Raw genomic sequence first — 11,689 nt, forward strand, 5'->3', positions numbered from 1 at the left:
TCCTATTCCGTAATGCGTTGCAAATGGTGATGTAATTCGTACCAAAGTTGATTAACGACAGCAACCAGCTCACGCCAGTTATCGAGTGTCTGGCGCTGTACCTGAAAGCCCGACGTAGCCTCGTAGGCATTAATAAAAGCGTTGCACTGGTGTCGCTCAAGATCATTTGCTGCCATGGTATTAGCAAGATCAAAATAGCGTTCGCCGAGTCCTGAATACTCCCAGTCGATGACCCTGGGGGTTGGGTTCAGAAACACGTGATGCAGGCCAAGGTCATTGTGGCAAAAGACCGGATGCGCAGCGAAGCTGTCAAGCAGCTTACGAAAGCCGCGCAGGCGCTGGGTAAACTGGCGCGCATGTTCGGCGTCAAACTCAGCAAGCTGCTGACAATAACGATTCAGGCGTTCGCGTAACGACCACACCGGAGCCTCCACACTAACCCGGTGAATATGTGCCGATAAGTCAGCCAGTTCTCTTAACTTATCTGCCATCGGAATATCGGTATGAGCCAAATCAGGCTCTTTCAGAAAGACCTGCAAGACCAGTCCCTGCGTTGCGTCATAATGAATAATTTCGGGGGCGAGGTTCAGTTGTGCCAGTTGTCGCTGCACATGCACCTCCTGGTCACGATCAAGACCATAGGGGTGGTCGAAGCGGAACTGCTTCAGAATATAGTCAGTTTTAGTGGTGGTGATTTTATAGACGTTATTCGCAACGCCGCGTAAAAGGGGCTCAGCTTTGATGACACCATGAATTGGGAGGCTATCTAACCACTGCTGCTGCATTGCTGTTGTTCTGTCCTCGTTGTTTGCCATTGCCACATCGCGTAAAACACCAGTATAAGGTATACGAAGAAAAGTGCACCCGTGATCACAAAGCCTTTACTGCTGTACAGGTAAACGTAAACAGCATCAATGACCAGCCAATACCACCAGTTGGCAAACTGCTTACGGGTCAGTAACCAGGTCGCGAACAGCGAAAATACCGTGGTGTAAGTGTCCAGCCATACCGCATCAGCATCGGTATAGTGCTGCATGGCCAGCGCGATGCCAGCGGCGATCAGTGTCAATGCGACAATCCAGCGCAAGTGCCAGAACCATGACAGTTCCCTCACCTGCGTGGCGTCTTTTTGTGCTTTGCCATAACGCCACTGCCAGTAGCCATAGGCGGCCATGACGATATAAAAAATCTGCAGCAGGGTTTCCATGTACAACTGCGCAGTGAACATTAAATAAGTATAAATCGTGCAACTGATAGCGGCGGCGTACCAGCACCACAGCGACTGGTGCGCGGCCAGCACCAGATAGGCAATGGCCAGCACCACGGCACTCCATTCCAGCCATGATGTTGCAGCAATTTGCTGCATAAGATCAGAAAGTAGTGCCGCCATCAGTCAGTTCCCTTACCTCAGCATCAGAAGTTGTAGTTCACGGTTATGCCGACCCGACGCGGCTCGCCAAACTGCTCATAGGTTTCAGCGACGTATTCTTTACGCGGGTCATTGCCAAAATAGAAGCCGCGAATGCCGTAGTCCTCGTCGGTCAGGTTGCGGCCCCACAGGCGCACTTGCCAGTTGCCCTGACGCCAGGTCAGATGGGCATTTAGCAACGCCATCTCGTCGGCGCGGCTCATGTGCGAGTCTGAGTAGTAGAAGCCATCTTTACCATCGACTGAAAGCCCTGCTTGCAAGGCATCACTCAACTGATAGTTAAGACCCATGTTGAACTGATAACCCGGCGCATGTGCCATCTCGCGACCGGTCATATCAACGCCGTCTTCGGTCACAAAGCCGTCGATCTCTGTTTCCAGCAGGCCGAGGTTAGCGAAGGCCTCCAACTGTTCCGTCGGACGGTAGTTCAGCTCAAGCTCAGCGCCATACGCCGTTCCTTCAGCGGCATTCTGAATATAACCGACAAAGCTTTGATCACGATTCACCCAGCCTTTCAGTTGCACATCGTCACGCTGATGCGCAAAGGCCGCCAGTTGCATGCTGAGTTTGCCGTCGGCACTCACGCGTTTGTGACCCAGCTCAAGACTGCTCAGTAGCTCCGGCTCGAAGGTCGCGCGCTCAAGTAAGTAGTCACGCAACTCAACCAGGGTAGTGTCCTGCACTTTGCCCAGCGCATCGCCATTAACACCACCAGCTTTATAACCGCGTGCCAGCGTTGCGTACCAGATTACGTCACTTTGAGGTAAGTAACTCAGGCTTAAACGACCGCCCCACATGGTATCTTCCGGCGTTGCCGTTACTTCGTTACTGTCCTGATAACTATTGTCGTAGCGCTCCAAGCGGCCACCGGCACTTAAGCGCCAGCTGTCACTCAGGTGCTGAACCAACTCACCATACACCGCGTGGTGACGGCTGTCGTAATGACTGGTGAAGAGATCAGGGCTATAGATATCCCAGTTAAAAAAGTCACGCTCGAGCATTTCATCGCGGCGATAATGATACCAACCGGCGACCCAGTCTGTCGGGCTACCTAAAAGCTGTAGCGGCTCGCGGCTGACCAGACGCGCTTCAAAGGTATGGTCCTTACGGTCACGGTGATAGGCATCAAACGAGCTATACTCCCAGCCCGGTGCGATACCTTCATAGGTCCAGTCTTCGTCGTAGCTGTAAACACTGTCAGCACTCAGGTAACTGTAGGCAAGTTCCAGCTCGGCAGTCTGCCAGCCATTGAATGACAGCGCAAAACGCGCCGCGCGGGTGCGCAGATCATCTTCGCCTGGCTCATCGGATAAGGTAGTGCGATCGTTATCCAGCGAGAAGGCGTCGTAACCGTTGTCCTGGCGAAGAGCATGTACTGTGGTACGTAACTGCCAGTGCTGGCTAAGTTCAGTGTATAAATTCGCGCGCAGGTTTCGCTCAGAACGGCGATTGGTGTCGTCACGGCCTAAATAAGTATTCTCGATGAAGCCATCATCGCGTTGCTGAAATACACTCAGGCGCCCGCGGCCCAGGCGCTCAAGCTCGCCACCAATGGCAAAACCGCCGCTCAGGCCATCATAATTTGCCACGCCCAACTGCCAGACACCGCTGGTTTCAGCGCCGGGCATGGTGCTTTCCAGCACCATCATGCCGGCCATCCCGTCCGCACCGAAACGGCCACTTTGCGGCCCACGGTAAACTTCAACCTGACTGATATCAAACAGCTGCGCCGCCTGCGCAAGCCCGCTGTAGTTAATACCATCAATCAGTAAGCCCACTGAAGGCTGAATGGGATCAACAAACTGACTGCGTTCACCCACACCACGGATTTGAATAAAGCGGGCACGCGAGGAACCGCCGGAAAAGTTGACATTGGCAAGGGCATTCAGCGTTGACTCAAGGTGCAAGGCACCGCGCTCAGCGAACTCCTCGGCTACCAATGCGGTGACACTAGTGGGCGCTTCCTGCACCGTCATTTGTCGAAATTCACCGGAAATGGTGATGCGCTCTACAGCCTTGGCATCGGCGTCATTGCTTTGTGCCTGGGCAGCCGTCACGCTGGTAAGTGCCGCGAGGGCAAGAACTTGGTACTTCATGGATTATTTCCTCAACTTCTGGTTCAGAAACAATCCGGTCGGGCAGGATTCTAATGGACTAAAAATGTTAGCTACCATCCCTACGCCAGTATTAACCGGATCAGGTGCAAAGGGTTCGCATCGTGCATCTCAGCCACTCCGTACAAGCTGTACAGGGGCACCCCTTGGTAATTGCGCTGCGCAGTATAACAGCGAGTTTATATGAAGGCTAGTGCGTCGCCATAGAGCTGGTCCAGAGGCAGCCCGCGGTTGTGGAACTCATCGCGGATCACACGTACCATCTCAAACCGACCCGCCACGTAAATATCAGCCTCACTCAGATCCGACTGCTCGGCCAGGACCGCATGGTGAACCAGGCCCACAGCACCGTGCCAGCCCTGTTGGGCTTCCTCGACCACCGGGCGGTAATAAAAGTTGGCATGTTGCTCGGCCAGCGTCTTCAGTTTGTCATCATAGTACAAGTCACCCGCCTTGCGTCCGCCCCAATACAAGGTAATAGGGCGCTGCGAAGCCGAGCGCAGGTGCGCCTGCAAAATCGACCAGGCATAAGAAAAGCCCGTGCCCCCGGCTATCAGAATAAGTGGGCGCTCACTGTCACGACGATAATTGGCCGCGCCTAAGGGCGCTTCAATGGTTAGCTCGCCCTGCTTACGCATGCGCTCAATGACTTCCATCGCATAGGGGTTATCCGGGGTAGCACCAATATGTAATTCCAACTGGCCCGTTACCGACGGACAAGAGGCGATCGAGAACGGGCGTTTATCACGCTCACTCATCACTACCTGCAGGTACTGTCCGGCAGCGAAATCAATCGACTCCGGCAGCTTTAGCACTACACGATAAACGTTCGGCGACAAGGTTTCCAGCGTTGTCACCTGGCATAACAGTTGTTTCATTGAGTTGCTTCGTCCTGTTGCAGAATTCCGAGGTCGTCCCAGATAGCATCGACGCGTTTTTTTACCGCCTCGTCCATCTCAATCGGCACACCCCACTCTCGTTCGGTTTCACCGGGCCATTTATTGGTGGCATCCATGCCCATCTTCGATCCCAACCCGGAAACCGGACTGGCAAAATCAAGATAATCAATCGGCGTATTCTCCACTAACACCGTATCACGCGCCGGATCCATGCGCGTGGTCATGGCCCAGATCACATCTTTCCAGTCGCGCGCGTTCACATCATCGTCGCAGACAATCACGAACTTGGTATACATAAACTGCCGTAAGAACGACCATACGCCCATCATGACGCGCTTGGCGTGACCCGCATATTGTTTCTTCATGGTCACCACAGCTACCCGGTAGGAACAACCCTCTGGCGGCAGATAGAAGTCAACAATCTCCGGGAATTGCTTCTGTAATAAGGGCACAAACACCTCATTCAGCGCGACGCCCAGAATCGCCGGTTCATCCGGCGGGCGCCCCGTGTACGTCGAATGGTAGATAGGCGCCTGGCGTTGCGTCACATGCGTCACGGTAAACACCGGAAAATCATCCACTTCGTTGTAGTAGCCGGTATGGTCGCCGTAGGGCCCTTCCGGTGCCATTTCACCCGGCTCAATATAGCCTTCCAAGATAATTTCAGCGTGCGCCGGCACCTGCAAATCGTTGCTCACGCATTTTGCTACTTCCGTTTTGCCATCACGCAGCAAACCAGCAAAAGCATATTCAGACAAGGTGTCCGGCACTGGTGTCACGGCGCCCAGAATCGTTGCCGGATCAGCCCCCAAGGCCACCGCGACCGGAAAACGCTCACCCGGATGCGCCCGCTGCCACTCCTGAAAATCGAGCGCGCCACCGCGATGCGATAACCAGCGCATGATCACTTTGTTCTTACCCAGCAGTTGCTGACGATAAATGCCCAGATTTTGGCGTTCTTTATGTGGCCCTTTCGTCACCGTCAGGCCCCAGGTAATCAATGGCGCCACATCGCCCGGCCAGCAATGCTGAATCGGCAGTTGTGTTAAGTCGACCTCATCACCGCTAAGTACCACTTCCTGACAAGGCGCCTTTTTCAGCTGCTTCGGCGACATGCTCAGCACTTTTTTGTACATCGGCAGCAAATTCAGTGCGTCGCGAAAGCCTTTCGGTGGCTCTGGCTCTTTCAGAAAGGCCAGTAACTTACCCACGTCACGCAATGCCGCCACCGACTCCTGACCCATACCGAGCGCGACTCGCTCAGGCGTGCCGAACAAGTTGGCCAATACCGGCACCGAATGCCCTTTGACATTTTCAAATAAAAGCGCCGGCCCACCAGATTTTAACGTGCGATCGGAAATCTCCGTGATCTCCAGATAAGGATCCACTTCCATAACAATACGCTTTAGCTCACCACGCTGTTCAAGCAGCGCAATAAAATCTCTCAAGTCCTGATATTTCACTCGGCCTGACCTCACTGCGACGAATTAGCGCAGAGTATACTGGTTTTTGCGGTTGTTTTCAGCGCTGTAAAAGTGCGCTAGGCTTAAACGCAAGGTACGCCAAGGATGATCACAACATTATGCCCGAATCTCTCATCGCTTTTGTCGTAATAGGTTTCTTTACTGCTTTACTGACCTTAGTAAGCTTACTGCCACTGTCTGAGCGCCCATTCTGGCTGATCCGCGTATGGGATTTCCCGCGTCTGCAATTAACTGCGGTCGCGGTTATTTTGCTGGCAGCCAGCGCCCAATGGCTGCCCATGGAACACCCGGCCACCTGGGTACTAATAACACTGCAGCTGGCTTGTTGTGCCTGGCAGCTCTGGTGGATATTCCCTTACACCCCGCTGGGAGAGCGCTGCGTCCAGCGCTACGTCAGAAAGCGCGACGAAAGCAAAGTCGAAGAGCACCTGCGCATTATGGTCGTTAATGTTTTTGAGCATAACCGCGACGCGGTCGAGCTCATTCGCATGGTTAACCGCGAGCGCCCCGACATGATTGTCGCTGTTGAGGCTGATGACTGGTGGGAAAAGCAGTTCACCGACATTGAGGATGACCTACCGCATGTCGTGCGCGTACCGCAAAACAACCTTTACGGCATGATGCTTTACTCAGTATGGCCATTAAAAAATGTCACTGTGGAAAATCTGGTTGAGGACAAGGTACCGTCCATCCACGCAAATATAGAAATGCCGGGCGGCCGTGTGGTGCGTATCCATTGTGTGCATCCCGCCCCTCCTGCGCCAGCCGAACATGACACCACAAAGCCGCGCGACCGCGAGTTATTAAAAGTCGCCGATATGACGCTCAAAGAAAATGGCCCCATTATCGTCACCGGCGACCTTAACGACGTCGCCTGGTCAGGCACCACGCGGCAGTTTCTGCGCACCAGCAAGCTACTCGACCCACGCATGGGCCGTGGCCTCTACAATACCTTCCACGCCAAAGTACCTTACCTACGCTGGCCCCTGGATCACCTGTTCCACAGCGAGCACTTCATGCTGGTCAAAATGCGCCGCCTCCCCAAATTCGGCTCAGATCACTTCCCCCTTCTCATCGAACTCGCGCTCAAACGCGAAAGCTAGCCTTCGGCTTTTGGGCGAGTTCAGGGTCCACAGGCTTGAGGACGCCGTGAACCCTTCCCTGGGGGCTTGACTGCCGCATCCCTGCGGCAGACACCTCAAGCCTATGGACCCTGAACTCACCTTGCGCCCTTCGCTGGGGGCTTGGCTGCCGCATCCCTGCGGCAGACACCTCAAGTCTTTGAACTCTAACTCACCCTGCGCCCTTCGCTTGAGCCTTTGACCGTCGCGATGCGTAACGCATCGAAGGCATGGTGGTGATAGTAAGTCGATTTGCGAGGGTGTGCGCCCCCAGGGATGCGGCGCCCAAGCCCCCAGGGATGGGTTCACGGCGTCCCTCGGAAATCGGGCTGCTAAAAGCAGCGAAAGCCAAGGAGCGGATCGCTCAGGAGGCGCGGTGGTTTCGCGGGATTGATTCCCTAGGGTGTGCGCCGCAGGGATGCGGCGCCCAAGCCCCCAGGGAAGGGTTCACGGCGTCCCTTGGGAATCAATCCCGCGGAATCACCGGAGCCGGATGACTCGACTAAGACTTCTGGCGCTTCATGGCGTCGAAGAATTCGTCGTTGGTTTTGGTCATTTGGAGTTTGTCGATGAGGAATTCCATGGCTTCGGTTTCGCCCATTGGGTGGACGATTTTGCGCAGGATCCACATTTTCTGCAGCTCGTCCTGTGAGGTGAGCAGCTCTTCGCGACGGGTGCCGGAACGGTTGAAGTCGATGGCCGGGAAGACGCGCTTTTCGGCGATTTTGCGGTTCAGGTGGAGTTCCATGTTACCGGTGCCCTTGAACTCTTCGTAAATGACTTCGTCCATTTTCGAGCCGGTATCGATAAGTGCTGTGGCGATGATGGTCAAACTGCCACCTTCCTCGACATTACGCGCGGCACCGAAGAAGCGCTTCGGCTTATGTAACGCGTTTGCGTCAACACCACCGGTCAGAACTTTGCCTGAGCTTGGAATCACTGTGTTGTAAGCGCGTGCCAGACGGGTAATTGAGTCGAGCAAAATAACCACATCTTTTTTGTGTTCAACCAGACGCTTGGCCTTTTCAATAACCATTTCAGCAACCTGCACGTGACGGCTTGCTGGCTCATCGAACGTTGACGCTACGACTTCGCCTTTTACCAGGCGGTGCATTTCAGTCACTTCTTCCGGGCGCTCGTCAATTAACAGCACCATCAACACACATTCCGGGTGGTTGGCTGCAATCGACTGGGCAATATTCTGCAGCAACAGGGTTTTACCTGCTTTCGGTGGCGCGACAATCAGGCCACGCTGGCCTTTACCAATCGGTGATGCCAGATCCAGAACGCGAGCGGTGATGTCTTCGGTAGAACCATTACCGCGCTCCATGCGCAGACGTTCGTCGGCATGCAGTGGTGTAAGGTTTTCGAAGAGAATCTTGTTGCGGGAGTTTTCAGGCTTGTCGAAGTTGACTTCACGAATCTTTAGCAGAGCGAAATAGCGTTCGCCTTCTTTTGGCGGTCGTATTTTGCCGGCTACGGTGTCACCGGTACGCAGGTTGAACCGACGGATTTGGCTGGGTGAGACGTAGATGTCGTCAGGGCCGGCAAGGTATGAAGAGTCTGCCGAGCGTAAGAAGCCGAAACCGTCCTGCAAGATTTCCAGTACCCCATCGCCATAAATATCTTCACCGCTTTTTGCGTGGGCTTTGAGGATGGCAAAGATAATATCTTGCTTGCGGGTACGAGCCATGGCCTCAAGGCCCATGGATTCTGCGAGCTGTACAAGCTCATTTACTGGTTTATTTTTTAATTCTGTCAGATTCATAAGAAGGGTATGACTTTAGTGTCCTGAGAAACAAAGGGTTAGATTCAGTTTATAGCTTTAGGGGTTTGCTATCTGGCTGCCGTAAGGCTGGCAACCTGAAGAAATATGTTTGAAAAGTAACACCTAAACGGCGCTTCGTCCAGTTTTTTGCCGTATATTTAAGCTAAAGTTCACGAAAACGTCACCAAACCTTGCGGTCTGGCAACGTTTTTCGCAACTCACCATTACAGGTTCTGTTCAATAAACTCGGCTAATTGAGCTTTTGACAACGCACCTACTTTGGTTCCGGCAACTTCACCGTTTTTGAACAGCAATAACGTTGGGATGCCGCGAATGCCGTACTTCGGTGGGGTCTGGCTGTTGTGGTCAACGTTCAGTTTACCAATAGTGATGCGATCGCCGTACTCATTGGCAATGTCGTCAAGAATCGGGGCAATCATTTTGCATGGTCCACACCACTCGGCCCAAAAATCGACAAGTACTGGCTTATCTGAATTGAGTACATCTGCCTCAAAAGTATCATCACTTAGCTGAACAATTTTATCACTCATGGTAATCTCCGCTGCTGAATTCGCGTGAAATAATAAAACACTATTATTTCTGTTTTTGAATGTTAGCGCAAACTGGTATGCTTACGCTATGAGTAAAACACACCTTACAGAGACACGCTTCGCCGATCTCGACCTGCATCCGCAGGTATTAACTGCTTTGAACAAGGCTGGCTTTGAATATTGCACGCCCATTCAGGCTTTGAGCCTACCTGTTGCCCTGAAAGGTCAAGACGTGGCAGGCCAGGCCCAAACCGGAACAGGTAAAACCCTGGCGTTCCTGATTGCCACCTTTACAACCTTGCTGAACAAGCCGCGAGAGGGCGAAAAACGTTATCCGCGCGCTATTATCATGGCTCCTACGCGTGAACTTGCCATTCAGATCGCAAACGATGCTGAACTGCTGGCTGATCACTGTGATATGCGTCTCGGTATAATCTATGGGGGCGAAGGTTACGAAAGTCAACGGCAGAAGCTTGAAGAAGGGGTCGATATTTTGATCGGCACCACCGGGCGTCTGATCGATTACTTCAAGCAGGGTATTTACCAGCTCGATAAAATTGACGTAGTCGTGCTGGACGAAGCCGACCGGATGTTCGATCTGGGATTCATTAAAGATATCCGCTACATGTTTAACCGCATGCCAGGCGCCAAAGAACGACAGAGCATGCTGTTCTCGGCCACCTTGTCGCAACGGGTACAAGAACTTGCCTACGAGCATATGAACTCGCCGACAAAAGTGGAAGTAGAACCCGCACAAAAAACCGGTATCCGCATTACCGAAGAGCTGTTTTATCCTTCCAAGCAAGACAAAATTAAGCTGTTACTGACGCTGATTGAAGAAGACTGGCCCGATAAAGCCATTATTTTTGCGAACACCAAACACACCTGCGAAAAGCTCTATCAGTGGCTCGAGGCGGATGGCCATCGTGTGGGCCTGCTGACCGGCGATGTGCCGCAACGCAAGCGCCTGAAAATACTGGAGCAATTTACCGAAGGTTCACTGGACTTTCTGGTGGCAACGGACGTGGCTGCGCGTGGTTTGCATATTCCGGAAGTCAGTCATGTCTATAATTTTGACCTGCCTGATGACTTTGAGGACTACGTACATCGTATTGGCCGTACTGGTCGTGCCGGCGCCAGTGGTAAAGCAATTAATCTAGCCTGTGAAGAGTACGTCTACAATCTGCCAGCCATTGAAGAGTATATTGGCCACGCGATACCGGTGACCAAGTACGATCCTGATGCGCTGTTGACTGATATTCGTAGTCCGCGCCCCAGCGGCCGTAGACGGACCCGTGGCGGTCGACGCGGTGGTCAGCAACGCCGTGGCAACAATCAGCGCGGCGGTGGCAGCAAACAGTCGTCAGGGAAGCGTTCGAACTGATGTCTTCCGGTAACGTGCGAATCGCGGCCATTGACTTAGGCTCCAACAGCTTCCATATGCTGATTGCAAAAGCGACCTCGCGCGGTTACCGAATTTTGACCCGACAACGCCAAAAAGTACGTTTAGCTGACGGCCTGCAAGCCGATCATACTGTTGAGGACGCCGCGATAAAACGCGGCGTTTCTTGTTTACAGAGCTTTGCCGAACTCATTGCCCGCTATCAGCCGTTACAGGTGCGCTGTGTCGCCACCGCCACCCTGCGCCTGGCAAAGAACCGCAAGCAGCTTCTGAGGGCTTTTGAGAAAGCGCTGGGCTTCCCTATTGATGTCATTTCCGGAACCACCGAGGCGAGCCTGATCTATCAGGGGGCAACGGCGGAACTCGACGCGCCGGATCAGCCCATGCTGGTGCTCGATATTGGCGGCGCCAGCACTGAAGTGATCGCCGGTGTCGGCACCGAGCCGCATGTGCTGAAAAGTTTAGACATGGGGTGCGTGGTCTGGCAGAACCGCTTTTTTAAAGATGGACGCATTAATACCGGGCGTTTTCAGCAAGCGACAGCCGCGGCGAGTGCGTTAATACGACCACTGGCGAGAACCTATAAGGCGCACGGCTGGCAAACGGTATGTGGCGCTTCAGGTACCTTCCGCGCCTTGCAGGACCGGCTGCAGCACCAGTGTCAGCAACAGCCGGGTCAGCGGCAAATGGACCAGCAGTTTATTCGCGATGCCGCTGCTGCGGCAATTGCCGAGGGCGAGGTGAGCCGCCTGCAAAACTTAGGCATAAGAGACGATCGCATCGCGGTTTTTTGCGGCGGTTTAGCTATTCTTGTAGCGGTGGTTGAAGAACTTGGCATAGAGCGCATCGATTTAGCGAAAGGGGCCCTGCGCGAGGGCCTCGTCCACACCATGTTAGCGCAGCGCGCGGGAGCGCGCTGAT

Annotated in this window: 10 protein-coding genes and 1 riboswitch; of the genes, 3 read left to right on the plus strand and 7 right to left on the minus strand. The window is 53.6% G+C overall.

The genetic code is table 11. The annotated features are described in order from the left end of the window. Window positions 1–2: 2 nt before the first annotated feature. The 5 genes from CWI71_RS00485 to ubiD all read right to left on the minus strand — a co-directional run bounded on the left by CWI71_RS00485 (window position 3) and on the right by ubiD (window position 5,905). Window positions 3–815, minus strand: coding sequence for a phosphotransferase (locus CWI71_RS00485; protein ID WP_126753284.1), 813 nt, complete (start codon window positions 813–815; stop codon window positions 3–5). Next, the gene (gene pnuC / locus CWI71_RS00490) at window positions 767–1,390 is read right to left on the minus strand and encodes a nicotinamide riboside transporter PnuC (protein ID WP_241967568.1); all 624 of its coding nucleotides are present in this window, start codon (window positions 1,388–1,390) and stop codon (window positions 767–769) included. Before pnuC ends, CWI71_RS00485 begins: the two co-directional genes overlap by 49 nt. A 23-nt stretch (window positions 1,391–1,413) precedes the next feature. After that, on the minus strand, window positions 1,414–3,525 hold the full coding sequence (locus CWI71_RS00495) for a TonB-dependent receptor (protein WP_126753286.1): 2,112 nt from the start codon (window positions 3,523–3,525) through the stop codon (window positions 1,414–1,416). 60 nt (window positions 3,526–3,585) lie between these two features. Next, a riboswitch (TPP riboswitch) is annotated at window positions 3,586–3,700 on the minus strand. A 22-nt stretch (window positions 3,701–3,722) separates the two neighbouring features. Beyond that, window positions 3,723–4,421, minus strand: a complete 699-nt coding sequence (fre, locus tag CWI71_RS00500) for an NAD(P)H-flavin reductase (protein ID WP_126753287.1) — start codon at window positions 4,419–4,421, stop codon at window positions 3,723–3,725. After that, window positions 4,418–5,905 carry a 4-hydroxy-3-polyprenylbenzoate decarboxylase gene (gene ubiD, locus CWI71_RS00505; protein ID WP_126753288.1) on the minus strand — a complete coding sequence of 496 codons (1,488 nt, stop codon included), beginning with the start codon at window positions 5,903–5,905 and terminating at the stop codon, window positions 4,418–4,420. The genes fre and ubiD overlap by 4 nt, the downstream gene beginning before the upstream one ends. A gap of 119 nt (window positions 5,906–6,024) precedes the next feature. Here ubiD and CWI71_RS00510 point away from each other — a divergent pair, with 119 nt between their 5' ends. Beyond that, window positions 6,025–7,029 carry an endonuclease/exonuclease/phosphatase family protein gene (locus tag CWI71_RS00510; RefSeq protein WP_126753289.1) on the plus strand — a complete coding sequence of 335 codons (1,005 nt, stop codon included), beginning with the start codon at window positions 6,025–6,027 and terminating at the stop codon, window positions 7,027–7,029. A 520-nt stretch (window positions 7,030–7,549) separates the two neighbouring features. Here CWI71_RS00510 and rho read toward each other — a convergent pair. Further along, window positions 7,550–8,815: a transcription termination factor Rho gene (rho, locus tag CWI71_RS00515; RefSeq protein WP_126753290.1), complete on the minus strand. Its 1,266-nt coding sequence runs from the start codon at window positions 8,813–8,815 to the stop codon at window positions 7,550–7,552. A gap of 224 nt (window positions 8,816–9,039) precedes the next feature. After that, window positions 9,040–9,366 (minus strand): thioredoxin TrxA, encoded by a 327-nt coding sequence (gene trxA / locus CWI71_RS00520; RefSeq protein ID WP_126753291.1) that lies wholly within the window; start codon window positions 9,364–9,366, stop codon window positions 9,040–9,042. 88 nt (window positions 9,367–9,454) lie between these two features. Here trxA and rhlB point away from each other — a divergent pair, with 88 nt between their 5' ends. Continuing rightward, a complete protein-coding gene (gene rhlB / locus CWI71_RS00525) occupies window positions 9,455–10,750 on the plus strand; it encodes an ATP-dependent RNA helicase RhlB (protein WP_126753292.1) in 1,296 nt (431 codons plus the stop codon). Further along, entirely contained in the window at window positions 10,750–11,688 is a 939-nt protein-coding gene (locus tag CWI71_RS00530) for a Ppx/GppA phosphatase family protein (RefSeq protein ID WP_126753293.1), read from the plus strand. The genes rhlB and CWI71_RS00530 overlap by 1 nt, the downstream gene beginning before the upstream one ends. Window position 11,689 lies beyond the last annotated feature (1 nt).

Source organism: Pseudidiomarina insulisalsae (assembly GCF_003987065.1).
Classification (GTDB): Bacteria; Pseudomonadota; Gammaproteobacteria; order Enterobacterales; family Alteromonadaceae; genus Pseudidiomarina; species Pseudidiomarina insulisalsae.

Bases quoted from the DNA above. Each gene is read 5' to 3' on its own strand.
- CWI71_RS00485 (WP_126753284.1), bottom strand. From the start codon at position 815: ATGGCAAACAACGAGGACAGAACAACAGCAATGCAGCAGCAGTGGTTA.
- pnuC (WP_241967568.1), bottom strand. From the start codon at position 1,390: ATGGCGGCACTACTTTCTGATCTTATGCAGCAAATTGCTGCAACATCA.
- CWI71_RS00495 (WP_126753286.1), bottom strand. From the start codon at position 3,525: ATGAAGTACCAAGTTCTTGCCCTCGCGGCACTTACCAGCGTGACGGCT.
- fre (WP_126753287.1), bottom strand. From the start codon at position 4,421: ATGAAACAACTGTTATGCCAGGTGACAACGCTGGAAACCTTGTCGCCG.
- CWI71_RS00510 (WP_126753289.1), top strand. From the start codon at position 6,025: ATGCCCGAATCTCTCATCGCTTTTGTCGTAATAGGTTTCTTTACTGCT.
- rho (WP_126753290.1), bottom strand. From the start codon at position 8,815: ATGAATCTGACAGAATTAAAAAATAAACCAGTAAATGAGCTTGTACAG.
- trxA (WP_126753291.1), bottom strand. From the start codon at position 9,366: ATGAGTGATAAAATTGTTCAGCTAAGTGATGATACTTTTGAGGCAGAT.
- rhlB (WP_126753292.1), top strand. From the start codon at position 9,455: ATGAGTAAAACACACCTTACAGAGACACGCTTCGCCGATCTCGACCTG.
- CWI71_RS00530 (WP_126753293.1), top strand. From the start codon at position 10,750: ATGTCTTCCGGTAACGTGCGAATCGCGGCCATTGACTTAGGCTCCAAC.